At 73.4% G+C, this 23,281-nt stretch carries 20 protein-coding genes; 12 read left to right on the top strand and 8 right to left on the bottom strand.

The window, feature by feature from the left end; translation table 11 throughout:
* Positions 1-38: 38 nt before the first annotated feature.
* From ACQP1P_RS05335 to ACQP1P_RS05325, 3 genes are all read right to left on the bottom strand, one after another.
* Positions 39-581, bottom strand: coding sequence for an alpha/beta hydrolase family protein (locus ACQP1P_RS05335; protein ID WP_433083661.1), 543 nt, complete (start codon positions 579-581; stop codon positions 39-41).
* Between the two features lie 86 nt (positions 582-667).
* Positions 668-1,111, bottom strand: a complete 444-nt coding sequence (locus ACQP1P_RS05330; protein WP_433083659.1) for a WhiB family transcriptional regulator — start codon at positions 1,109-1,111, stop codon at positions 668-670.
* Between the two features lie 168 nt (positions 1,112-1,279).
* Positions 1,280-2,002: an SOS response-associated peptidase gene (locus ACQP1P_RS05325; protein WP_433083657.1), complete on the bottom strand. Its 723-nt coding sequence runs from the start codon at positions 2,000-2,002 to the stop codon at positions 1,280-1,282.
* 89 nt (positions 2,003-2,091) lie between these two features.
* Between ACQP1P_RS05325 and aroA the strand changes: the two genes are divergently transcribed.
* Positions 2,092-3,348 (top strand): 3-phosphoshikimate 1-carboxyvinyltransferase, encoded by a 1,257-nt coding sequence (aroA, locus tag ACQP1P_RS05320; RefSeq protein ID WP_433083655.1) that lies wholly within the window; start codon positions 2,092-2,094, stop codon positions 3,346-3,348.
* Positions 3,349-3,412: 64 nt separating this feature from the next.
* Complete coding sequence (rsgA, locus tag ACQP1P_RS05315) at positions 3,413-4,399, top strand: ribosome small subunit-dependent GTPase A (RefSeq protein WP_433089850.1); 987 nt, start codon at positions 3,413-3,415, stop codon at positions 4,397-4,399.
* Here the strand turns inward: rsgA and ACQP1P_RS05310 are convergent.
* The gene (locus ACQP1P_RS05310; RefSeq protein ID WP_433083653.1) at positions 4,376-4,912 is read right to left on the bottom strand and encodes a DUF2087 domain-containing protein; all 537 of its coding nucleotides are present in this window, start codon (positions 4,910-4,912) and stop codon (positions 4,376-4,378) included. The genes rsgA and ACQP1P_RS05310 overlap by 24 nt on opposite strands.
* A gap of 52 nt (positions 4,913-4,964) precedes the next feature.
* On the opposite strand from ACQP1P_RS05310, the gene hisN reads away from it, so the two are divergent.
* The 6 genes from hisN to ACQP1P_RS05280 all read left to right on the top strand — a co-directional run bounded on the left by hisN (position 4,965) and on the right by ACQP1P_RS05280 (position 13,075).
* Positions 4,965-5,783 (top strand): histidinol-phosphatase, encoded by an 819-nt coding sequence (gene hisN, locus ACQP1P_RS05305; RefSeq protein WP_433083651.1) that lies wholly within the window; start codon positions 4,965-4,967, stop codon positions 5,781-5,783.
* Between the two features lie 82 nt (positions 5,784-5,865).
* A complete protein-coding gene (locus ACQP1P_RS05300; RefSeq protein WP_433089848.1) occupies positions 5,866-6,744 on the top strand; it encodes a hypothetical protein in 879 nt (292 codons plus the stop codon).
* Positions 6,745-7,045: 301 nt separating this feature from the next.
* Entirely contained in the window at positions 7,046-10,075 is a 3,030-nt protein-coding gene (locus tag ACQP1P_RS05295; protein ID WP_433083649.1) for a putative bifunctional diguanylate cyclase/phosphodiesterase, read from the top strand.
* Positions 10,076-10,137: 62 nt separating this feature from the next.
* Positions 10,138-11,421 (top strand): aminotransferase class I/II-fold pyridoxal phosphate-dependent enzyme, encoded by a 1,284-nt coding sequence (locus ACQP1P_RS05290; protein ID WP_433083647.1) that lies wholly within the window; start codon positions 10,138-10,140, stop codon positions 11,419-11,421.
* The gene (locus ACQP1P_RS05285; protein ID WP_433083645.1) at positions 11,418-12,695 is read left to right on the top strand and encodes an MFS transporter; all 1,278 of its coding nucleotides are present in this window, start codon (positions 11,418-11,420) and stop codon (positions 12,693-12,695) included. The genes ACQP1P_RS05290 and ACQP1P_RS05285 overlap by 4 nt, the downstream gene beginning before the upstream one ends.
* A complete protein-coding gene (locus tag ACQP1P_RS05280; RefSeq protein WP_433083643.1) occupies positions 12,692-13,075 on the top strand; it encodes a YybH family protein in 384 nt (127 codons plus the stop codon). The genes ACQP1P_RS05285 and ACQP1P_RS05280 overlap by 4 nt, the downstream gene beginning before the upstream one ends.
* Before the next feature lie 162 nt (positions 13,076-13,237).
* Here ACQP1P_RS05280 and ACQP1P_RS05275 read toward each other — a convergent pair whose 3' ends face one another.
* Positions 13,238-14,050 (bottom strand): hypothetical protein, encoded by an 813-nt coding sequence (locus ACQP1P_RS05275; protein WP_433083641.1) that lies wholly within the window; start codon positions 14,048-14,050, stop codon positions 13,238-13,240.
* A gap of 65 nt (positions 14,051-14,115) precedes the next feature.
* On the opposite strand from ACQP1P_RS05275, the gene ACQP1P_RS05270 reads away from it, so the two are divergent.
* On the top strand, positions 14,116-15,279 hold the full coding sequence (locus ACQP1P_RS05270; RefSeq protein ID WP_433083639.1) for a thiolase family protein: 1,164 nt from the start codon (positions 14,116-14,118) through the stop codon (positions 15,277-15,279).
* Positions 15,280-15,281: 2 nt separating this feature from the next.
* Positions 15,282-15,980, top strand: coding sequence for a 3-oxoacyl-ACP reductase FabG (fabG, locus tag ACQP1P_RS05265; protein ID WP_433083637.1), 699 nt, complete (start codon positions 15,282-15,284; stop codon positions 15,978-15,980).
* On the opposite strand, the gene ACQP1P_RS05260 is transcribed toward fabG, so the two are convergent.
* Entirely contained in the window at positions 15,981-18,338 is a 2,358-nt protein-coding gene (locus ACQP1P_RS05260; RefSeq protein ID WP_433083635.1) for an Hsp70 family protein, read from the bottom strand.
* Between the two features lie 22 nt (positions 18,339-18,360).
* A complete protein-coding gene (locus ACQP1P_RS05255; RefSeq protein WP_433083633.1) occupies positions 18,361-18,984 on the bottom strand; it encodes a Dps family protein in 624 nt (207 codons plus the stop codon).
* A 457-nt stretch (positions 18,985-19,441) separates the two neighbouring features.
* Here ACQP1P_RS05255 and ACQP1P_RS05250 point away from each other — a divergent pair, with 457 nt between their 5' ends.
* The gene (locus ACQP1P_RS05250) at positions 19,442-20,695 is read left to right on the top strand and encodes a type VII secretion protein EccE (RefSeq protein WP_433083631.1); all 1,254 of its coding nucleotides are present in this window, start codon (positions 19,442-19,444) and stop codon (positions 20,693-20,695) included.
* Complete coding sequence (locus ACQP1P_RS05245; RefSeq protein ID WP_433083629.1) at positions 20,692-22,089, top strand: hypothetical protein; 1,398 nt, start codon at positions 20,692-20,694, stop codon at positions 22,087-22,089. The genes ACQP1P_RS05250 and ACQP1P_RS05245 overlap by 4 nt, the downstream gene beginning before the upstream one ends.
* Here ACQP1P_RS05245 and ACQP1P_RS05240 read toward each other — a convergent pair whose 3' ends face one another.
* Positions 22,090-23,136, bottom strand: a complete 1,047-nt coding sequence (locus ACQP1P_RS05240; RefSeq protein ID WP_433083625.1) for an SseB family protein — start codon at positions 23,134-23,136, stop codon at positions 22,090-22,092. It lies immediately after the preceding gene.
* Between the last annotated feature and the right edge of the window lie 145 nt (positions 23,137-23,281).

Here is a 23,281-nt window from a genome sequence, read left to right as displayed (position 1 = left end):
ACCGGTGTATGCCGGCCACATCCCGCTCAACGAGGCAGTCAGGTCCCGGTGACGAAGGCCACGGCGGCCTCGGCGACGGCGGCGGGGCGCTTCGACAGCGCGTGGGTCTCGCCCGGCAGGATCTTCACCCGTACTCCGGGCGACTCCCCCGGCACCCCGAAGGCGTCGCGGTCGCCGTTGAGCACGAGCGTCGGCACCCCGGTGAGCAGCTCGTCCGCGCGGGACTTGTCCGGCTTGCCCGGCGGGTGCAGCGGGAACGCCAGCGCCAGGACGCGCGCCGCCCCGGCCTCGCGCGCGGTGCGGCAGGCGACCCGGGCGCCGCTGGAGCGCCCGCCCACGACGAGCGCGCCGAACTCGAGGTTGCGGCGCAGCCGGGCGACGACGGCCAGCCACGCGGCGTCGAGCTGGGCGGCGGGCGCGGGCGCACGCCGCCCGGCGACCCGGTAGGGCTGGGTCACCAGCGCCACGGCGACCCCGAGGCCGAGCACGGCGTCGTGCACGGCCACCAGGTCGGGCGCGTCGACGTCGCCGCCGGCCCCGTGGCCGAGCATGAGCAGCGTTCCGTTGTAGGGCTCGGGCACGTCGAGCCGGTACCGGGCCGGGCCGAACGGGGTCGCGACCGAACGCCCGCCGCCCGGCCGGGGCCGGGCGGCGGGCGCGGACGGCTTTACTGCGGAGCGCCCGCCCCGACCGGATCCGGCTGTTCCCGGCTCCGGGTCCGCTGCAACGGCAGGATCGGCAGGCACGCCATCGCGCCGAGTCGTGGGTCGCTCTGGCCGGGAACGCCCGGCCCCTGCCCCTCGCTGCGCCATGCGACGAGCATCGCACGCCGCTCGCGCGGTGTTGTGGCTCCCCAGACACCGTGACAGTCGCCGACGTCGAGGGCCCACGCGAGGCAGGCCCCCTGCACGTCGCACGTGCGGCACAGGGCCACCGCGGCGTCGGCCGGCTCCGTCGGAGCCGGGAAGAACGTCTCTGGGTCGACCGCCTGACATGCGCCGCGGATGCGCCAGGCTCCGTCGCCCTGCTGCTCCTTGACGGCTCTGAGCAGTCGCGGGTCTCGCTTCGCGGCTGCGACTTCGTGAGGGCGTGGCATCCTCGCCCGGGTCATACACCCACCTCCCCCGTGGGTCAAACGAACGCAAGGCGGGAAAACGTCGGGATGCCCCCATCCGACATAGACCCACCGGCGCTGTGTTGTATCGCAGAAAGGGCGGCAAATTCAAGAGTTCATCGGCCGATCCGCAAAAACGGTCGGATTTTTTTCTGGACTTACAGCCTAAAAAAGGGTCAGATCGATCGGCTCGACATCGCTCGATCGGAGAGGGGGCGCCGCAACTTTCGCGACCAAGTCAGGACCGTCGTTGCGTACATCGCCGACGCGGGCGCCTACAGGGCGTAGCTCCAGCCGTGCGACGTGCGACGACGGGGTCGGCAACAGGAGGCTTGCATCCGGTTGTGCGCCGAGCCAGTCGGCCCATCGCGCCCGCGGCAGCAGTAACGGCATGCGGTCGTGGATGAGCGCCAGGTCATCGACGGCCGGTGTGGTGATGATGCTGCACGTGAGGAGTCGATCGTCGCCTTTGCCCCAGACGGACCACAGCCCCGCGAATACGCACGGCTCGGCGTCGCCGAGGGTCATGAAGTAGGGCCGCTTGGATTTCCCGTCGTCACTGCGGACCCACTCGTACCACCCGTCCGCGGGCACCAGGCACCGCCGCCGCGCGAACGACTGCGCGAAGGCGCTGGAGGACTCGACGGTCTCGACCCGCGCGTTGATCATCCGGGCGCCCGCCTTCGGGTCCTTGGCCCAGGACGGCAGCAGGCCCCAGCGGGCCGTGGACAGCACCCGGCCGCCCGCCGACTGCGACACCCGCACCACCGGCACCGGATCGGTGGGGGCGACGTTGTAGTCCGGTTCGAGGCCATCGGTCTCGTCGGCCGCCTCGAACAGGGCGCTGAGGTCGGCGTTGCTGCGCGAGGTCGCGTACCTGCCACACATGCGTCCACGGTATCCGCGCAGTATGAGAAAAATCCCGCCCGGCAAACCCAGCAGTCGCTACTTATCGAAGTTGATTGCACACTGAGCGCGTGGAAACCGACGTACCGTGGCCAGCCCCGACCGCCGCCGGTCCGCTGGACGCCACGCTGCGGTTGCCGGGGTCGAAGTCCATGACGGCGAGGGCGCTGGTCCTCGGCGCCGTCTCGCACGGCGCCAGCACCCTGCGGACCCCGCTACGGGCCCGGGACACCGAGCTGATGGCGGCCGGGCTGCGCGCGATGGGCTGTCACGTGTCGACCGCCGACGACAACCTGTGGGTGCTGCGCTCGCGGCCGCTGCAGGGCCCGGCCCGGGTCGACGTCGGGCTGGCCGGCACGGTGCTGCGCTTCCTGCCCCCGGTCGCGGGCCTGGCCACCGGCGCGGTGTCCTTCGACGGCCAGCCCGCCGCCCGGCACCGCCCGATGGCCCCGCTGCTCGGCGCGCTGCGGGCGCTGGGCGCCCGCATCGACACCGACAACGGGCTGCCGTTCACCGTGCACGGCTCGGGGCGGATCGCGGGCGGCCCGGTGACCATCGACGCCTCGGCATCCAGCCAGCTCGTCTCCGGGCTGCTGCTGTCGGCGGCCGGCTACGACCGGGGCGTGGTCGTGCGCCACGTCGGCGCCCCGGTCCCCAAGCCGCACGTGGCCCTGACCGTGCACATGCTGCGCGCGGCCGGCGCCGGCGTCGACGACACCCGCCCGGACGTGTGGGCGGTCGAGCCCGGACGCCTCAAGGGACGGGCCTGGGACATCGAGCCGGACCTCGCCAGCGCCGCCCCGTTCCTGGCCGCGGCCATCGTCACCGGCGGGACGGTCACGGTGCGGGGCTGGCCGGCCGCGACGAGCCAGCCGGCCCGGCGGCTGCTGGACGTGCTGCGGCAGCTGGGCGGCGAGGCCACCCTGACGCCGGGCGGGCTGACGGTGCGCGGCTCCGGGACCGTCCACGGTGTCAGCGCCGACCTCACCGAGCTGGCCGACGTGTCCGCGGTGCTGGCCGCCGTCGCCGCGCTCGCCGACTCCCCGTCGCACCTGCGCGGCCAGGAGCCGCCCGACCGGCTGGCCCACGTGGCCGCGGCGCTGGCCGGCCTGGGCGCCGACGTGACGGCCGAGCCGGACGGGCTGCGCATCCGGCCGCGGCCGCTGCGGGGCGGCACCCTGCGCACGAACGGCGACCGGCGGCTCGCGCACGCGGGCGCGGTGCTGGGGCTGGCCGTGCCCGGGCTGTGTCTGGACGACGTGGCATGCACCGCGAAGACGCTGCCGGACTTTCCCCGGCTATGGTCAACGATGGTGTCCGGGCGATGAGGGTCGGGTTCAGCGGGAGGGTCGGCTGAGGCGGAAGCGCGAGTACGACGAGGATGACGTGCGGGTGCGCCCGAGCCGGTCCTCGCGACCGCGCACGCGCCAGCGCCCGAAGCACAGCGACGCCGTCGAGGGGCTCGTGGTGGCGGTCGACCGCGGGCGGTACACCTGCCACATCGGCGACACCGGCGCCACCGTCACCGCCATGCGCGCCCGCGAGCTGGGCCGGCACGGGGTGGTCGTCGGCGACCACGTGCAGATCGTCGGGGACGTGAGCGGCCGCCCCGACACCCTGGCGCGCATCGTGCGCATCGACGAGCGCACCTCCGTGCTCATGCGCACCGCGGACGACGAGGAGGGCGGCACCGAGGGCCGCTTCGAGCGGGTCGTGGTGGCCAACGCCGAGCAGCTGGTGATCGTGAACTCGCTGCAGGACCCGCCGCCCCGGACCGGGTTCATCGACCGGTGCCTGGTCGCGGCCTACGACGCCGAGATCGACCCGCTGCTGTGCCTGACCAAGGGCGATCTCGCGTCCCCGGACGCGGTGCTGGACTACTACGCCGAGCTCGACCTGCCCTACGTCCTGTGCCGTCCGGACCGCCCCCTGGACGACCTCGTGGCCGAGCTGACCGGCCGGGTGTCGGTGCTGATCGGGCACTCCGGCGTCGGCAAGTCCACGCTGGTGAACCGGCTGGTGCCCGGCACCGACCGGGCGGTGGGCTCGGTGAGCGCGGTCGGCAAGGGCCGGCACACCTCGACCAGCGCCGTGGCCCTGCAGCTGCCGGACGATCTCGGCTGGATCGTGGACACGCCGGGCGTGCGCTCGTTCGGCCTCGCGCACGTCTCGGCCGACAGTCTCCTGCACGGCTTCCCCGACCTGGTGGAGGCCTCCACGCGCTGCTCGCCCAACTGCGACCACACCGGCGCGGGCGGCGACTGCGGCCTGGACAAGCTCGTGGCCGAGGGCGGCGCCGACCCGCGCCGGCTCGCCTCGTTCCGCCGGTTGCTGGCCTCGAAGGAGGGCACGCCCTCAGACGACGACGGGGCCGCCTGAGCGCCAGTAGACGTTGTTGTCCCGGGACAGCAGCCCGCCGTCCACGAGGTAGCGCCGCAGCGCCGCGTGGTCGTCGTGCCAGGCGCGCAGGATCGCGTCGACCTCGCGCTCGGGGTAGCGCACCCCGGGCTCGAAGGACGACGCGATGTGCTCGAGCACGACCATGCGCTTGCCGTGCGCGGCCGGGATCTGGGTCAGCCGGCCGTCGCTGATGAAGGTGCGCAGGACGAGGTCGCGCTGCCGGTCCGGGTCGAGCTGCGGCTGCGGGCCGGCGCTCACCGCGGCGGCGCGCACGGCCTCCTTGAACGTCTCGGCCGACGCGGCGAGCTCGCCGCCCTCGACGCCGAGCAGGCCGCCCTGCTGCAGGCGCCGGATGGCGGGCTCGATGACGCGGGCGGGCAGGCCGGTGGCCGACTCGACGGCGCTGGGGGTGCGCGCGCCCAGGACCACGGCCGCGAAGACCTGGAGACGCTCGGACTCGGCGAGCAGGCCGCACAGGGCTGTGGGAGTCACAAACGGCGACAGTACTGCCAGAAGGTGGCGATCGTCGGCTAAGTTTCCGCGCATGGCTCGCTACGCGGACGATCTGGCCCTCGCTCATCTTCTCGCCGACACCGCGGACGCGATCGCCGTGCCGCGCTTCCGTGCCCAGGATCTGCACGTGTCCGAGAAGCCGGACCTGACGCCGGTGACGGACGCGGACACCGCCGTGGAGAAGGCGCTGCGGGCCACCCTCGGCCGGGCGCGCCCGCGCGACGGGGTGCTCGGCGAGGAGTACGGCGCGACCGAGGCGGCCGCGGGACCGGGCAGCCGCCAGTGGGTCATCGACCCGATCGACGGCACGAAGAACTTCGTGCGCGGGGTGCCGATCTGGGCGACGCTCATCGCGCTCATGGAGGGCGACCAGCCGGTCGTCGGCCTGGTGTCGGCGCCCGCGCTCGGGCGCCGCTGGTGGGGAGCGCTCGGCCACGGGGCGTACGCGGGGCGCCACACCGCCGCCGCGACGCCGATCCGGGTGTCGTCGGTGTCGCGGCTGGCCGACGCCTCGTTCTGCTACTCGTCGCTCGGCGGCTGGGAGGAGGCCGGGCGGCTGGGCGCCATCCTCGACATCAGCCGGCGCACGTGGCGGCAGCGGGCCTACGGGGACTTCTACGGGTACATGCTGCTGGCCGAGGGCGCCGTGGACATCATGGTGGAGCCCGAGCTGTCGCTGTGGGACCTGGCCGCCCTGGTGCCGATCGTGACCGAGGCCGGCGGCACCTTCACGGACCTGCAGGGCAATCCGGGCCCGGGCGGCGGCAGCGCGGTCGCGACGAACGGCCGGCTGCACGAGGACGTGCTCACCCGTTTGGGCAGCACCCGGCTGTCCGGTTTGTCCGGCTGAACCCAAAGGTCCGTATGCCCGGCACCCGCACGGGGTCTATCCTGCCCGGGTGGCATCTTGGAGTTGGCTGTTCCTCGGCGCGATGATCGCCGCCTACGGCGTCGCCAACCTGCTGCAGTCCGTGGCCGCCGCGCGCACCGACCTGCACCAGGGCTTCCAGCCGATGCTGCTGCTGCGCCTCGGCCGCCACAAGTCCTACCTGGTCGGCATCGCCTGCCAGTGCGCGGGCTTCGCGCTGGCCTTCTTCGCCCGCCGCGACCTGCCGCTCTTCCTCGTGCAGTCGGCCATGGCCGCGGGCCTCGGCGTGACCACGCTGCTGGGCGTGCTGATCCTCAAGTGGAAGCTGCCGCGCACCGAAGTCGCGCTGCTGCTGGCCCTGACCGCGGGCATCGCCGCGCTGGTGCTCGCGGCCAAGCCGGCCCCGTCCCGCCAGCTCGGCACGGGCGGCGTGATCGGCCTGGCCGTGGTGCTGGTGCTGCTGGCGGTGCTGGGCTTCTTCGCCAGCCGGCTGCACGGCGCGCCCGGATCGGTGGTGCTCGGCTCCCTGTCGGGCGTGGCGTTCGGCGCCGCCGCGGTGGCGTCGCGCCCGCTGGCCTCGGCCGACTCGCTGGGCCAGTTCGTGACCGACCCGCTGTCCTACCTGCTCATCGCCCACTCGCTCGTCGGCCAGCTGCTCCTGGGGCTGGCCATGCAGCGGGGCTCGACGACGGCCGCCGTGGCCGCGATGGACGCCGCCGGCGCCGTGCCGGCCGCGCTCGTGGGCCTGCTCTTCCTCGGCGACGGCGTGTGGCCGCATCGTGAGTGGCTGGTGGCGGTGGGCTTCGTGGTGACCCTGGCCGGCGTGATCGGCCTGAGCTTCTACGCGGAGCCGCAGCACCACCACCGCACGGTCACGGAGGAGCCGGAGCCCCCGCCGCCGGGCCTGGCATTCAGCGCGACTCGCCGCCCCGCCGGCCGATAGTCCCGGGACGGCGAAATGTCGGACGCTTCGCTAGTCCGACATTTCGGATTTATACCCCGACAGGCGTCAAGGGCGTAAAAATCGGTGCTCGGGCCCGCGTCACCTGCGGACCGTCGCGCATTGGCCAAACTGGCGCACCGGCCTCCGCGGTGGCAGGAACAAACAGAGCGTGACCGTCTGAGCACTTCTTGTCCACCGTTCGGGGGAACCGTCCGGCAACTCGCCCGACCCAGCCCGCACCCGGGTTCTCGTTCAGACTCCCTCCGCCTGACCGATTCAGGGATTGCACGAAGCCCTGGTCGTGAGCAGGAAGGAGGCGGAGCACGTGCTGAAGAACAAGCTCAGCGCCTGGTTCGCGGTCTGGATGGCCTTGCTCACCGTGGCGTTCTACCGCTGGCCCGACATGCACATGATCTGGTGGGGCGCGATCGGCCTGTCCAGCGTGGCCGGGGTCGTCGTGGGCGTCGTGGTGCACCGCCCGAGCCGCCGCTGGCCGTGGTTCCTCCTGGCCGCGGCGCTGGCCTGCTTCGGCTCCGGCGACTTCCTCTACAACCTGCTCACCGACGTGTTCGGCCTCGAGAACCCGTTCCCGTCGTTCTCCGACGTGCTGTACCTGGCGATGTACCCCATCCTCGCCGGCGGCCTGCTCGGCTTCATCCGCTCCCGCACCGGGCGCAACAACCGTGACAGCCTGATCGACGCGGGCACGTTCACCATCGGCCTGGCCCTGCTGTCCTGGATCTTCCTGATCGACCCGTACGTGCGCAGCACCGAGCTCACCCTGCTGCAGAAGCTGGTGTCGATCGGCTACCCGCTCGGCGACGTGCTGACCCTGGCCGTGTTCGCCCGCCTGCTCACCGGGGGCGTGCGCCGCACGGGCACGATCAACCTGCTCGGCCTCGGCACCGCCGGCCTGCTCGCGGCCGACGTCGTCTACGGCCTCATCCAGCTCAACGGCTCCTGGCACGTCGGCGGCCCCACCGACCTCGGCTGGGTCGCGTGCTACTCGGCGTGGGCCGCGGCCGCGCTGCACCCGTCGATGCGGGAGCTGACCGAGCCGACCCGCTCGGCCACCGCCGACCTCGGCGGGCGCCGCATCGCGCTGCTCGGCGCCGCTTCGCTGATCGCCCCCGGCGTGCTGCTGGTCGAGGCGAGCCTGGGCACCGTGCGCGACGCCGCCGTCATCGCGGCCGCCTCCGGTGTCATGTTCGCCCTGGTGCTGCTGCGCCTGGCGGGCGTCATGGGCAACCACCGCCAGTCGCTGGCCCGCGAGCGGGAACTGCGCGAGGCGACGTCCACGCTCCTCGCCGCGGCCGACACCCGCGAGGTGCTCTCCGCCGTGCAGACGACGCTCGTGCGGCTGCTGCCGGCCGACACGCCGCACGTGGTGACCCTCGTGCGCGTCGGCTTCGAGGAGGAGCTGCCCGCGCCCGGCCTGGTGCGCGTCGCCGGACTCGCCCCGGACGTGCGGTCCCGGCTGCGCGAGTTCAGCTCGTCGCTGCGCCACCCGCTCGGCGTGACCAGCGACGTGCTGTACCTCGCCGCCCCGACCGAGGTCCTGCAGCTGCTGCAGCCGACCTTCGAGGTGCTCGCCTCGCAGGCCGCCATGGCGCTGGAGCGCATCACGCTGACCGCCGAGGTCAACCGGCGCAACAGCGAGGCGTACTTCCGCACCCTGATCCACAACACGTCCGACGTGATCCTGATCGTCGACGACAACGACGTGATCCAGTACGCCAGCCCGGCGGCCGGCACGGTCTTCGGCGACGAGCGCATCGCCGGCTACGAGCTGTGGGAGTTCATCGCCCGCGACGAGCGCGCCCGCCTCGCCGAGCTGCTCGGCCAGGTCCGCTCCGGCGCGCACGGCCACGACGTCATGGACGTGCGGGCCGAGCGCGTGGACGGCTCCGACCTGCTGGTCGAGGTCGACTGCCGGGACCTGCGCGAGGACACCACCGTCGGCGGCCTGGTGCTGACCGTGCGGGACGTGACCGAGCGCCGGCGCCTCGAGGAGCAGCTCATCCGCCAGGCGTTCCACGACTCGCTCACGGGCCTGGCCAACCGGGTGCTCTTCGGCGACCGGGTGGAGCAGGCCGTGTTCCGCGGCCGGCGCGACGGGAGCCTGGTCGGCGTCCTCTTCATCGACCTCGACGACTTCAAGATCGTCAACGACACGCTCGGCCACGCCGTCGGCGACGAGCTGCTGCAGGCCGTGGGCAAGCGCATCACGGCCGAGCTGCGCCCGACCGACACCGTCGCCCGCCTCGGCGGCGACGAGTTCGCCGCGCTCATCGAGGCCGACTCCATCGCCGACCTCGAGCTGGCCGCCGAGCGCATCAACCTCGCGCTCGCCGAGCCGTTCGCCGTGGCCGGCGAGTCGGTCAACGGCATCAGCAGCATCGGCCTGTCCACCACGATCGACGCGAACTCGGCCGAGGAGCTCATGCGCCAGGCCGACCTCGCGCTCTACGTGGCCAAGGGCGCCGGCAAGGGGCAGTGGCGGCGGTACCAGTCCGACCTGCACACCGCCGTGCTGGAGCGCCTGGAGCTGCGCGCCGCGCTCGACCAGGCGGTCAAGGAAAGCCAGTTCGTGCTGCAGTACCAGCCGATCGTCGACCTGGAGACCGGCGTGCCGCTGGGCTTCGAGGCGCTCGTGCGCTGGAACCACCCGACCCGGGGCATGATCGCGCCCGGCCACTTCATCGAGGTGGCCGAGGAGAGCGGGCTCATCGTGCCGATGGGGCGCATGGTGCTGCAGCAGGCGCTGAACACCGCCGGCCGCTGGCAGCGCTCGACGGCGCCCGGGGCGCTGCGGTACATCAGCGTGAACGTCTCCGCGCGGCAGTTCCGCACTCCCGGCTTCGTCGAGGAGGTGCGCCAGATGCTGCGCACCTCGGGCGTGGAGCCCGGCACGCTGCTGCTGGAGATCACCGAGAGCCTGCTGCTGCGCAACGACGACACCGTCCGCGCCGACCTCGACGCGCTGCGGGCGATGGGCATCCGGCTCGCCATCGACGACTTCGGCACCGGCTACTCGTCGCTGTCGTACCTGCAGCACATGCCGATCGACGTGCTGAAGATCGACAAGTCGTTCATCGACGACATGCTCAGCTCGGCCCAGCAGCGGGCGGTCGTCACGGCGATCGTCCAGCTGGCCCAGACCTTCAACCTCTCGGTCGTCGCCGAGGGCGTCGAGCAGGCCGGCCAGCGCGAGGCCCTGCAACAGATCGGCTGCCCCTACGGCCAGGGCTACCTGTTCGCCCGGCCCCTGTCCGAGCCCGACGCGTTCGCGCTCATCCCGAAGACCGCGCCATTCGCCGCGATGGCGTGACTCGTCCGGCCACCCCGGCGAGGCGCACAGGAACACTCCTCAACCACGGAAGGTAGATCCGCATGACCGTCCACCCGCTGCACAGCACCCAGGGCACTTACGTTCGTCGCGACGGACGCTGGGACGACCTCGAGCGCCTGCGCACGACCAGCCCGATGTACGACGCCGTGATCGAGGAGATCGACGGTCGCCGCATCCGGGTGGGCAGTCACTGGCTGACCGACTGGGCCTCGTGCAACTACCTCGGCTTCGACCTGGAGCCGGAGATCATGGACGCCGTCGACCCGTACATCCGCACCTGGGGCACGCACCCCAGCTGGTCGCGGCTGCTGGGCAACTCCCGGCCGTACATCGACATCGAGGAGCGCCTCACCGAGCTGCTCGGCGCCCCGGACACCCTGCTGCTGCCGACGATCACGCACATCCACATGTCGGTGATCCCGATCCTGGCCGGCGACGGCACCATCTTCCTCGACTCGCAGTCGCACAAGACCATCTACGACGGCTGCATGTACGCCAAGGGCCTCGGCGCCACGGTCCAGCGCTTCAAGGCCGGCGACCCCGAGCACCTGGCCGAGCTGCTGGCCAAGGCGCCGGCCGGCAAGGCGAAGCTGGTGGCGATGGACGGCGTGAACAGCATGACCGGCCTCGCGCCCGACCTGGCCCGCTTCGCCGAGGTCTGCCGCCGGTACGACGCGCTGCTCTACGTCGACGAGGCGCACGGCTTCGGTGTCATCGGCGAGCGGCGGCCCGACGAGACCTCGCCGTACGGCTCGCGGGGCAACGCGATCGTGAAGTACGCGGGCGAGACCTACGACAACATCGTGCTCGTCGGCGGCTTCTCGAAGTCCTACTCGTCGCTCATGGCGTTCCTGGCCCTGCCGACGTGGCTCAAGAACCACCTCAAGGTCGCCGCCCCGCCGTACCTGTACTCGGGCCCGTCCCCGACGGCCTCGCTGGCCACGGTCATGGCCGGCCTGGAGCTCAACGAGAAGCGCGGCGACGAGATCCGCGCCGACCTGTACCGCAAGACCATGCGCGTGCTCGACCACGTGCGCGCCCTCGGCGTCTACACCCCGAACTCCGGCACCACGCCGATCATCGAGCTGCCGCTCGCCCCGGGCGAGGACATCGCCCAGGTCGGGCAGTTCCTGTGGGACCGCGAGACCTACGTGACCCTGGCCGCCTACCCGCTCGTCCCGCGCGACCAGGTCGGCTTCCGCGTCCAGGTCACCGCGGCCAACACCGACGCCGAGATCGACCAGCTCAACGGCGTCATCACCGAGCTCGCCCACGCCGGCCGCCTGCTGCGGACGGACGTGAACGCCCTCGGGAACGCGGCTTGAAGCACGTCTTCGAGGCCCGGCACCGCGCCAAGCGGGAGCTGCCGGGGCTGCTGATCCCGCTGCGGGTCCGGGAGTTCCGGCTCCTGTGGACGGGCATGAGCAGCTCGCTGATCGGCGACGGGATCCTGCTCGTCGCGATGGCCTGGCAGGTGTACGCGCTGTCGGACGCCCCGGCGGCCATGTCCGTCGTCGGGTTCGCCCTGACCCTGCCCCAGGTCGCCACGCTGCTGTTCGGCGGGGTGGTCAGCGACCGGTTCGACCGGCGGAAGATCATGCTCGCCACCGACCTGGTGCGGGGCGCGGTGCTGACGGTGCTCGCGGTGCTCAGCCTCACCGGCGTCGTGCAGGTGTGGCACATCGTGGCGCTGGTCGCGGTCTACGGGGCGGCGTCGGGCTTCTTCGGCCCGGCGTTCGACGGGCTCGTGCCCACCCTGGTCGACGAGGAGGAGCTGGTCCAGGCCAACGCGCTGGACCAGTTCGTCCGGCCCGCGGCCCTGCAGATGGCCGGCCCGTCGCTGGGCGGCGTGCTCATCGCGGTCGCCGGCAGCGGGCTGGCCTTCGCGGTGGACGCCGTGACGTTCGCGATCTCGGCGGCCTGCCTGCTGCTGATGCGGACCCCGGCGGCGGCGAGCCCCGCGGAGGCGCCCGAGGCCTCGGTGTGGGAGGAGTTCAAGGCCGGCATGAACTACGTGCGCGGCAACGTGTGGCTCTGGGGCACATTCGTCGCGGCGACCTTCGCGTACCTGCTCTTCATCGGCCCCACCGAGGTGCTCCTGCCCCTCGTGATCAAGCACGAGCTGCACGGCACCGCGGGCGACCTGGGCCTGGTCCTGGCCAGCGGCGGCATCGGCGCCATCGCGGCGGCCCTGATCGTCGGGCAGCGCGGCGTGCCGCAGGAGTACATGCGCTTCATCTACGTCACCTGGACGCTGGCGACCCTCGCGGTGGCGGGCTACGGGCTGGCCACGGCGTCGTGGCAGCTCGCCATCTCGTGCGCGCTCGTCAACGGCCTGGAGGCGGCCGGCACGATCGCGTGGGCGACCGCGAAGCAGCGGCTCGTCCCGGAGGAGCTGATGGGCCGCGTGAGCTCGGTCGACTGGTTCATCTCGATCGCCCTGGTACCGCTGAGCTACGCCATGGCCGCGCCCGTCGCGACCGCGATCGGCGTGCAGAACACCCTCATCGGCGCGGGTGTGCTCGGGGCCGCGGTGACCCTCGCGTTCCTCTACCTGCCGGGCATGCGCTCGCCGAAGCAGCTGGTGGTGTCGTCATGAGCGACGTGGTCGAGCTGGTGGACCGGCTGGGGCAGGCCTTCCTCGCCCGCGACCTGGAGGGCGCACTCGCCTGTTTCGTGCCCGACGACGACATCACGTACGTCGGTTCCGAGGCCGGTGAGTGCGCCACCGGCCGCGACGCCGTGCGGGAGCTCCTGGCGGGGCTCTTCGCCCGGCCCGCGGCGTACACCTGGCAGGCGACGTCGGCGACGGTGCACACCCTGCCGGGCGGCGCCTTCGTGATCGCCGAGGCCGACGGCGCCGAGCACGGCCCGGACGGGACGGTGGAGCCGTTTCCGTACCGCATCACGGGCCTGCTCTCGCGCCGCAACTCGGGCGCCTGGCTGTGGCGCGCGGTCCAGGGCTCGGAGCCGACGTAGGGAACCACTCGAAGGCGAAACCGCCGGGCGTACCGGGCCACGACCGCTCGAAAACGACATGTCGGGCGCTCCGCGCCACGACATGTCGTATTTATACCCTGACCGGCGAAAAATGCGATAAGTCGCGGCGCGGAGCGCCCGACTTATCGGGCAAACATGCAGCTATCGGTTCACGTCCGCGCACGAGGACTCGTGCGGCAGGAGTGGCCGCAGTCCCACCTCCCACCGCGCGCCGCCCGACACCCAGGGCGTGCGCGCGTTGGCGTTCCTCGCCGCCGCGAGCACCGGTGCGGCGTCGGCCGTCACGCACCGCACGTTCAGGTTGCCCACGGGATCGCCCGGCAGCGGGGCCGCGCCGGGCCAGTCGACCGGCGGCGGGTCCGTGGGCAGGCCGTCCTCCCGCGGCCGCCACTGGTGCCCGACGGCGGCGACCAGGCTCGGCTCGAAGGCGACGGGCTCGCCCAGGTCCAGCTCGCGCAGGTAGCGCACCAGTTCCACCAGCGGCTTGCGGGCCTGGTGCTGGGCCGCGCTCAGGCCGTCGTCGCCGAGGCCCAGGGCGGGCGCGTCGGACGTGACCAGGCCCGCGCCGGTGCGCACGGTGATGATCGTCGTCCCGGCGTCCATGATCTGCGGGGTGCCGAGGTCCGCGCCGTTGCCGACGCCGGCCTTGACGGCCCGCTCGGCCAGCTTGCGCACGGTCTCGGGGCTCGCGTGGCGCACCTGCACGTTCGGCAGGGCCGGGCCCGGGTACATCTCCGTGACCGGGCCCGCGGTGATGACCCTTCCGTCGCCGTACACGCTGATCTCCGGCACCTGGGTCACCAGCATCTCAACCGGCAGCATGCCGCCGGAGCTGCGCACCTGCAGGACGAGATCGTCCGGGGCGTAGGCGGTGGGCGGCTCGCCGACGGTGGACGGCGAGCCGCAGGCGGCCGCGAGGAGCGCGGTCGCCAGGATCAGGCGCGAGAGCTTCATGGCGGGTTGGACGCGGGCGACCGCCGGACGGTTCCACGGCCGACTAACAGTGTTAGTTTATGGGCATGCGAACCGTGTACTTTGCCGCCGCCCGGCGCACACCGATCGGGAGGCTGCGTGGGGCGCTCTCCCACGTGCGGCCCGACGACCTCGCGGCGGCCGTGGTCAGGGAGCTGGTGTCGGGCGTCGACCCGGCCCGCGTCGACGAGGTCTACTGGGGCGCGGCCAACCAGGCCGGCGAGGACAACCGCAACGTCGCTCGGATGGCGGTACTGCTGGCGGGCCTGCCGGACAGCGTGCCGGGCGCGACCGTCAACCGGCTCTGCGCCTCGGGGATGGAGGCGGTCACCGTCGCCGCCCGCACCATCGCCGCGGGCGAGGCCGACGTGGTCGTGGCCGGCGGGTCGGAGTCGATGAGCCGGGCGCCGTTCGTGCTGCCGCGGCCGGACGAGGCGCTGCCCCACGCGATGGCCGTCTCCGACACCCGGCTCGGCTGGCGCCTCGTCAACCCGCGCATGCGGGAGCTGCACGGGCTGCTGAGCATGGGCGAGACGGCGGAGGAAGTGGCGGCGCGCCACGGCATCGGCCGCGAACGCCAGGACGCGTTCGCGCTGCGCAGCCACCAGCGGGCGGCCGGGGCGACCGCGAACGGGCACTTCGCGGCCGAGCTGCTGCCGGTCGACGGGGTCGGCGCCGACGAGGGCATCCGGGCCGACACGAGCCTGGCGAAGCTGGCCGAGCTCAAGCCGGTCTTCCGCGACGGCGGCACGGTGACCGCCGGCAACTCCTCGCCGCTCAACGACGGCGCGGCCGGGCTGCTGCTGGTCAGCGAGGACGCGCTGCGCGAGTTCGGCCTGGAGCCGCTGGGCCGGTACGTGGCCGGGGCCTCGGCGGGCGTGCACCCCGACGTGATGGGCCTCGGGCCGGTGCCGGCGACCCGCAAGGCGCTCGCCCGGGCCGGCTGGTCCGTCGGCGACGTCCAGCAGGCCGAGCTCAACGAGGCCTTCGCGGCGCAGGTGCTCGCGTGCGCCGACCAGCTCGGGCTCGACCCGGAGCTGATCAACCCGGACGGCGGCGCGATCGCGCTCGGGCACCCGCTGGGCTGCTCCGGGGCGCGGATCCTCACGACGCTGCTGCACCGGATGCGGCGCACGGGCGACTCGCGCGGGCTGGCGACGATGTGTGTGGGTGTCGGTCAGGGTTCGGCAGTACTGGTTGAGAGGGACTGAGCATGCGATTCGAGGGCAGGACGGCCGTCGTCACCGGCGGGGCACAGGGCATCGGGGCGGCCACCGCGGCGCTGCTGCGCGAGCAGGGCGCGAACGTGGTCGTGCTCGACCTCAAGGCCGCCGACGGGGTCGTGGCGTGCGACGTGACCGACAAGCGGCAGGTCGACGAGGTGTTCGCCGGCATCGGCCGGATCGACATCCTGGTCAACAACGCCGGCATCACGCGGGACAACCTGCTGTTCAAGATGCCGTTCGACGAGTGGTCGGCGGTGCTCAACACCAACCTGACCAGTATGTTCCTGTGCTGTCAGGCGGCGCAGAAGGTGATGGTGCGCGAGCGGTACGGCCGGATCGTCAACCTCAGCAGCCGCTCGGCCCTGGGCAACCGCGGCCAGGCCAACTACGCCGCGGCGAAGGCGGGCGTGCAGGGGCTCACCGCGACGCTGGCGATCGAGCTGGGGCCGTACGGCATCACCGTGAACGCGGTGGCGCCGGGCTACATCGCGACCCCGATGACCGCGGCCACGGCGGCGCGGGTCGGCAGCACCGCCGAGGAGCACCAGGCGATGGTGGCCGAGCGCACGCCGCTGCGCCGGGTCGGCCGCCCCGAGGAGGTCGCCGCCGTCATCGCGTTCCTGGCCAGCGACGAGGCCTCCTACGTCTCCGGCCAGACCCTCTACGTCAACGGCGGCGCCCGCTAGTCACTTCAGGGTGAGGTCGACCTCGGCAACGTCGCCGGCCTGCCGTTCCTTGTGGTCGCCGAGGTCGACCAGCCGCAGCTTGTACGTGCCCGGCTGGTCGATCTTCACCTGGAACGCGAGGTCGGTGCCGACCGCCTTCTGCCCGCCGGACAGGGCCTCGTTCGGCGCCGTGTCCGGGCCGAGCTCGGAGTTGTCCGGCGTGCCCAGGCGGAAGTGCTCCTGCCCGATGTACTCCGAGGACTTCCCGGTGTACTGGATGTCGACCTTGCACATCACCACGCGGTAGCCCTTCTTCGCCTGCCCGTTGTAGTCGAAGAAGCCGCCGCGCAGGTCGCACGTGGTGAACGTGGCGGTCACGTCCCGCACGGTCACCTTCTGGTCCTTGATCAGGTTGACCGGCTCGTACGCCTTGACCTCCCCGCTCGCCAGCGAGATCTTCGGCTGCTCGCGCTCGGCCTCGCCGAAGATGAGCTCGCCCGTGGCGATGCTGACCTTCAGCGGGTCGTAGATGCCGAAGTCCAGGGTGTAATTGCTCTTCTGGCCGCCCGCGACCGTGGTGCTTTCCTGGAACTGGCCCGTGTACTGCTGCCCGCCGACGTTGAAGATCGTGGGCAGGTAGGGCCGCTCGTTGTCCGGGCCGAGGTTCTCGATCACGAGCTCGGCCGTGAGCTTCGGCGTGCTGTCGGTCTTGGCGTCGTACGTCACCTTGTTCACGGTGACCTTGAACTGCGCGTACCAGATCGTCTTGTTCACGTCGACGGTCTGCGTGGCCGCGCCCGGCTTCGCGTTGGCGGTCGGGGCCGCCCCGCCGCCGCCGTCCGACCCGGTACCGCCGGTGCCGCGACCGCCGTTGCCGGCGGTGGCGGTGCGGTCCGTGTCCGGCTTGTCGTCGCTCACCGCGTTCCAGGCGACCGCGCCGCCGACGCCGAGCAGCAGGACGGCGCCGACCACGATGAGCACGAGCAGCCCGGTCTTGCTGCCCCCGTCGCGCCGCGGCGGTACGACAGGCTTGAACGGTGGCGCCACGGGCGGAGGCGCCCCGAACACGGCGGTCTGGGTGGGCGGCCCGCTGACCGGCGGCGACTGCGGCGTGGCGGCCGACTGGAAGGCCGCGGGCGAGACCGGACCCGGCACCGGCGCCGAAACCGGACCCGGCAGGCCCGGTCCCGAGACCGGAATCGGGGTCGGGCCGGAGATCGGGGCGTTCGGCGGGGCCATCATCGGCGGGCGCGGGCCGGCGGGCGGCGGCGGGCCCTGCGGGAAGGGCGCGGGCCGCGAGGGCATCGCGGCCAGCACGCTGCCGAGGGCGACGACGAGCTCGGGCTGCTCGATGATCGTCGGGGCGACCCCGAGCCGCTGGTGCAGCAGCGTGGAGACCATCGGGATGCGGCTGGAGCCGCCGACCAGGAACAGCCCGCCGATCTGGTCGGTGCGCACCCCGGCCCGCTGCAGGGTGCTCGCCGTGAGGTCGACGGTGCGCTGCAGGTAGGAGCGGGACAGCTGCTCGAACTCGGAGCGGGTGACGTGGATGTCGGTCTCGAACAGCGGCAGGTGCACGCTCGCCGTCGAGGCGCGGGAGAGCTGCTCCTTGGCCGCGCGCACGTCCTCGCGCAGCAGGTGGTGCCGGCGGCGGGCGGCGTCGTCGGCGGGCTCGACCAGCTGGCGCCAGCGGTCCGGGTCGGTGGCGGTGAGCGACTGGCCCAGGTGTCCGATGATCGCCGCGTCGAGGTCGACCCCGCCGACGTCGGGCAGGCCGTCGCTGGCCAGCACGTCCCAGCCGCCGTCGGGCCGGCGCCGCAGGATCGTGGTGTCGAAGGTGCCGCCGCCGAAGTCGTACACCACCAGGACCCCGCCGGGCACGATGGTGCGCCCGAGGATGCTGGTGAAGTAGGCGGCGGCCGCGATCGGCTCCGGCACGAGGATCGGCGACGGCATGCCGGCCCGGGCCGCGGCGTCGGCGAGCACCGAGCGGCGGTGGGTGGCCCAGTTCGCCGGGTAGGTCAGCACGGTGCGCACCGGCATGACGCCCAGCACCCGGGACGCCTCGTCCGCGGTGCGCCGCAGCAGCGCGGCGAGCAGGTCGGAGACGGCATACTCGCGCTGGCCCAGCAGCACCGTGCCGTCGTCGACCCGGCGCTTCGGGTTGGGTTCGAAGCGGGAGGGATCGAGCCGGGCACTGCGCTCGGCATCCCGGCCGACGAGCAGGTGCCCGTCGACCTCGGCGTACACCGACGACGGCAGCAGGAAGCTGGCGTCGAACAGCAGCGGCTGGCTGCGACCGTCGGCGGCGGTCAGCGCGGCGACCGTGTGCGTGGTGCCCAGGTCGATGCCCAGCTGCGACTCGATATGCCTCGTCACGCCGCCACGGTAACGCCTCGCATCAACGCCGTCCGTTGGCGGACGCCCTCGTCTCCTCCTCCGTGTGCACGAGGGGCGTGTCGACCAGGTGCTCGGCGAGGAACCAGGCCTGCAGCTCGTTGCGGCGGATGACGTCGGAGACGAGCAGGTCGTTGGTGCCGTCGTCGCCCTGCTCCATGACCCGCCCCGCGGCGTCGTGGCACTCCTGCAGGATCATCTCGTGCGCCTCGAGCATGCGCGAGAGCATCGCCGGGACCTCCTCGGCACCGTCCGGCGGCCGCGGTACCCGGGTCAGCTCGGCCACGTGCCGGGGGTCCCCGACGGCGATGCCGCCCAGCGTCTGCACCCGCTCGGCGAGGGTGTCGACGAGCTCGAGCTGCTCCTCGGCGTGCTTGTCGAGCAGCAGGTGCAGCTGGTAGAAGGTCGGGCCGCGCATGAGCCAGTGGTGCTTCTTGTAGAGCGAGTAGAGGATCTGGGTGTCGGCGAGCACCTGGTTGAGCCGCTCGCAGGAGTACAGGCGGGCGTCGTGGGACAGCGCGACCGGGAACTGGCGCAGCTGGCCGAACCGCTGGATCTCGCGGCCCTGCTGGTGCAGCCAGGGCTGGCTGCCGCTTTTCTTCTTGGTGGCTGGCTTGGTGGCTGGCATGGACCGACCTGTGCCCGGCCGGCGCCGTTCAACCCTCACCCGGGGCGGTGACTCGGGCGGTGCGGCCGGGACGGTACCCCGCGGCCTGCTCCGAAGGTGCGCGATCGCCGGACCGGGGCGGTGACCCGGCCGGCGCTGCCGGGACGGTACCCCGCAGCCTGCTCCGAAGGTGCGCGATCGCCGGACCGGGGCGGTGACCCGGCCGGCGCTGCCGGGACGGTACCCCGCAGCCTGCTCCGAAGGTGCGCGATCGCCGGACCGGGGCGGTGACCCGGCCGGTGCGGCCGGCGGATACCGCACAGCGTGCTGCGCCGGTGCGCGCGATCGCCGCGCCGGGAGGGATGATGAGGGTGACGCGGTACGCTCTCCCGCCTGCCCCCATAGGGTGAACGGGATAGGTAAGCTGCGATCCCGAACGACGAGTTGAGCGGCTAGAGCTACGGGGGGTGCCGGCCGGATGACACAAGCGCCCGCGTCCGCGCGGGGCAGCGCGACCGCGCCGCCCGCCGGACGACCCGACGCCGTGGACCGGCCGCGGCTGCGGCGCCGGCCCGGATACGTCGGCGGGGTCCACATCGGGCGTCTGGTGCTGGTCGAGGCCGTCGTGCTGGGCATCGCGGCCCTGCTGCCGCGCGGGCCGGTCGTCGCCGGGATCGCCGGAGCCGTCGGCCTGGCCGTCATCGTGGTGGCCCTCCTGCGCAGCCACGGCCGCTGGTGGCTGGAGCGGCGCGCGATGACCCGCGAACACAACCGCCGCCGCTTCGCCGCGCCCGACCCCGCCCACGAGCCCGACCGCCGCCTGGTCATGCTGCGCACCCTCGCGCCCGGGATGCTGGTCCGGGAGGTGCCCGGCGCCACCGCCGACGGCCCGAAGATCGGCATCGGGTGCGACGCCGCCGGGTGGTACGCCGCGGCCGTCCTCGGCACCGAGACGTCCATGCGGGGCGATGCCGAACCGGGTGTACCGCTGGATCTCCTCGCCCGCGTGCTGGACGAGGCCGAGCATCCCGGCGCGGTCGTGCAGGTCACCACCGTGAGCGTCCCGGCGCCGTGGCAGCGGGTGGACAACACCCAGTTCGCCGCGCGTTCCTACCGCGAGCTGCAGCAGCTGCAGCCCGGCCCCGCCCTGCCCGCCGAGCGCACCACGTGGGTCGCGGTCCGGCTCGAGGCCCGCGCCCGCGCCGAGGTCGGCATGGCCGGCAGCTACGACGCCGAGCACGCGCCCGCGCTCGTCGGCTCGCTGATCCGCAAGGTCGGCCGGCTGCTGCGCGACGCCGGCCTCGAGCACCGCATCCTCACCGGCGACGAGCTCACCGACGCCCTCACCCGGGCCTGCGAGCTCGACCCGGCCGCGCCCGGCGAGTCGTGGCGGCCGCAGGAGGACTGGACGCTCTGGCGCTGCGGCGAGCTGGCGCACAACGTCTTCTGGCTCAAGGCCTGGCCGCGGCTGGATAACACCTCGGCGCTGCTGGAGCACCTGATCTCGCTGCCGTCCTCGTCGTCGGCGACCTCCCTGGCGCTGACCCGCGACGGCGGGGGGCTGGCGCTGCGCTGCCTCGTGCGCGTCTCGGCCCCGGCCGCGGCGCTGGAGGCCTCGGCCCGCGCGGTGACGGAGGCGGCGGCCGCGGCGCAAGCCGAGCTCGTGCGGCTCGACGGGGAGCACGGGCCGGGGATGTACGCGTGCGCCCCGACCGGGGGCGGTGCGAAGTGAGCCACCCGCAGCAGCCGCCGGAGCCCTACGAGGAGCAGCACGGGCGGCACAGCGCGCCGCCGCCGGAGCAGATCGGGCTGCACCGGGGCGGGGTCGGCCGCGCCCAGGTGCCGCCGGCGGCTCGGGCCGCGGAGTACTCCCCGGAGCAGGCCGCGGCCTACGCGGCTCAGGTCCAGGCGGCTCAGGCCGCTCAAGCTCAGGCGGCTCAAGCTCAGGCGGCTCAAGCTCAAGCTCAGGCCGCTCAAGCTCAGGCCGCCGCGCAGGCTCAAGCCGCCGCTCAAGCGCAGGCCGCTTACGCCGCGCAGCAGGCGCAGTATGCCCAGGCTCAGGCCGCGGCCCAGGCACAGGCCGCCCAGACTCAGACCGCTCAGGCTCAGGCCGCCCAGGCTCAGTACGCCCAGCAGGCCCAGTACGCCGCCCAGGCGCGGGCCGCCGTGCCGCAGCAGGCCCAGCCGGTCCGCGAGCACGTGACGACCGAGGTGCGCCCGGCCGCCGCGCCGCCGCAGTTCGACCTCGAGAGCTCGCTGTCGCGCACCGCCGCACCCAGCCTGCCGTGGCAGCAGGCCCAGGCCGCGGCCGGGACGCTCGGGGCCACCCAGCACACGGTGCCGGCCCAGGCCCGCCCCGAGGATCTCGCGGTCCGCCGGCCGGGCCCGACCGGGCCGCCGACGAGCACCCCGGCCCCGGCGCGGCGCACGGGCAAGCCGCTCGGGCCGAGCCTGCCCCGGCTGCACGTGGGCTGGCACGACGTGAGCGCGGCGGCGCTGCGGCAGATGCGCGGCGGCACGGGCGCGACGGGCCTGATGCTCGGCGTGGACTACCAGCGCCAGCCGGTGCCGATCCGGCTGTTCCGCCCGGAGCCGACCCGCGTGACCCTGGTCGGCGGGCTCTGGGCGCAGCGGCTCCTGGTGTTCCGGACCCTCGCGCTGGGCGCCCGCGTGATCGTGATGACCGGCGACCCGCGCCCGTGGCAGGGGCTCGGCGAGTGGGCGACCGGGATGAGCGACCGGCTGGTGCTGTGGAACGACCCGCGCCCGCCCACCGCCCCGGCGAGCGCCCGGCAGCCGCTGCTCGTCGTGACCGACGTGAGCCAGGTCGGCTTCGGCGCGCGCCCGGAGCTCGGGGCGTGGCAGACGCAGGTGACGGTGGTACGAAAGCTCGGCGCCGAGCACGCGCACACGCTGCAGGGCTGCAACCTCGTGATGCTGCAGAAGCTCAGCCGCCAGGAGGCCGCGGTGGCGGGCCAGGCGCTGAACCTCACCGAGAGCGGGGCCGGCCTGCTGCAGGAGATGACCCCGGAGATGCTCGCGCTCATGGGCAGCGGGGCCAACCGATACGTCTGGCTCTCCCCCACCGCGGTCGAGCAGCAGTACCACGGGCCGCCGCAGCGCTGATCACTCGTCGCGCGCGGTGTGCTGCTCGTGCAGGGCCGCCATGAACAGCCTGTACATCTCCGCGAGGGCCTCGGGCGGCAGCTCCACCCCGTTGGTGCCGCCCGGGTTGAGCCGCAGCGCCGGCCGTCCCTGCGACCCGATCCTCGACTCGGTCCGCGACCAGCTCCCGGTTCCGCTCTCAGACCCGGCCCGCGACCAGCTCCCGGCCCCGCTCTCAGACCCGGCCCGCGACCAGCTCCCGGCCCCGCTCTCAGACCCGGCCCGCGACCAGCTCCCGGCCCCGCTCCCGGACCCGGCCCCCGACCAGGGCCCGGCTCCGCTCTGCGGGCCGCTCTCCGGCTCGCCTTCCGGCCAGGCGACCACGATGTCGATGAACGGTACCGAGACCCATTCGCGGTCGCCGACCTCGGCCTGCATGTGCGCGACCGACGTGAAGGCGAAGATGATCTCGCGGCCGTCGACCAGCTCGGCGCGCCACCACGGGAACTCGGGGTCGGTCACGTCGCGGGAGATGCTCGGCACGATGCGGTCGGTGCGCACGACCGTCCAGTAGGCCGCCTCCGGATCGTCGGGCTCGGGCCGCGGGTTCGCCGCGGCCAGTTCCTCCTCCGTCGGCAGCGGCAGCACCAGGTGGGCCTCGAGGAGCGCGGCCATGTACGCCTCCCGGTCCTCGGCCCGCACCGCCCGGCGCAGCGCGTCGTCCAGCGGCCACCACTCGGGCTCCCACGGCGGCAGGGTGCGCACCGCGTCCGGCGACAGGTACGCCTGCACCGGCAACCCGGGATCCACGGCGATGCCCCAGCCGAGGTCCTGGATGGCGTGCACGACCTCGAAGAGCGGGGCGCGGCGCACGGCCTGGACCTCGGGCGGCAGTGCGGGGCCGGACGTCCAGGCCAGCACGTAGGTCGTGCCGCCGGCCGGGGACGTCGCCAGGGTCACCGGCTCGCGCCCGGCGGCCGCGGCCGGGGTGATCGGCAGGTAGAGCGCCTCGTCGGACAGCGCCTTCAGGTAGGCGATCTGGTCCTGCGCCGCGACCGCCGCCGCCATGGCCTCCTCGGCCTCGGTCGACGGCCGCCACTCCCCGCCACCGATCGACGGCCGCGGATCTCCGGCACCGTGCAACGGCCGCGGATCGCCGGCACCGTGCAAAGGCCGCGGATCTCCGGCACCGTGCAACGGCCGCGGGTCACCG

It is taken from the genome of Dactylosporangium sp. CA-052675, from assembly GCF_050947935.1.
GTDB lineage: Bacteria > Actinomycetota > Actinomycetes > Mycobacteriales > Micromonosporaceae > Dactylosporangium.
Note: the sequence above shows the minus strand (reverse complement) of the source record. Positions and strands in the feature narration are given on the sequence as shown.

Bases quoted from the DNA above. Each gene is read 5' to 3' on its own strand.
- ACQP1P_RS05330 (WP_433083659.1), bottom strand. From the start codon at position 1,111: ATGACCCGGGCGAGGATGCCACGCCCTCACGAAGTCGCAGCCGCGAAG.
- ACQP1P_RS05325 (WP_433083657.1), bottom strand. From the start codon at position 2,002: ATGTGTGGCAGGTACGCGACCTCGCGCAGCAACGCCGACCTCAGCGCC.
- hisN (WP_433083651.1), top strand. From the start codon at position 4,965: ATGGCTCGCTACGCGGACGATCTGGCCCTCGCTCATCTTCTCGCCGAC.
- ACQP1P_RS05300 (WP_433089848.1), top strand. From the start codon at position 5,866: ATGATCGCCGCCTACGGCGTCGCCAACCTGCTGCAGTCCGTGGCCGCC.
- ACQP1P_RS05290 (WP_433083647.1), top strand. From the start codon at position 10,138: ATGACCGTCCACCCGCTGCACAGCACCCAGGGCACTTACGTTCGTCGC.
- ACQP1P_RS05280 (WP_433083643.1), top strand. From the start codon at position 12,692: ATGAGCGACGTGGTCGAGCTGGTGGACCGGCTGGGGCAGGCCTTCCTC.
- ACQP1P_RS05275 (WP_433083641.1), bottom strand. From the start codon at position 14,050: ATGAAGCTCTCGCGCCTGATCCTGGCGACCGCGCTCCTCGCGGCCGCC.
- ACQP1P_RS05270 (WP_433083639.1), top strand. From the start codon at position 14,116: ATGCGAACCGTGTACTTTGCCGCCGCCCGGCGCACACCGATCGGGAGG.
- fabG (WP_433083637.1), top strand. From the start codon at position 15,282: ATGCGATTCGAGGGCAGGACGGCCGTCGTCACCGGCGGGGCACAGGGC.
- ACQP1P_RS05255 (WP_433083633.1), bottom strand. From the start codon at position 18,984: ATGCCAGCCACCAAGCCAGCCACCAAGAAGAAAAGCGGCAGCCAGCCC.
- ACQP1P_RS05250 (WP_433083631.1), top strand. From the start codon at position 19,442: ATGACACAAGCGCCCGCGTCCGCGCGGGGCAGCGCGACCGCGCCGCCC.
- ACQP1P_RS05240 (WP_433083625.1), bottom strand. From the start codon at position 23,136: ATGGCGGCGGCGGTCGCGGCGCAGGACCAGATCGCCTACCTGAAGGCG.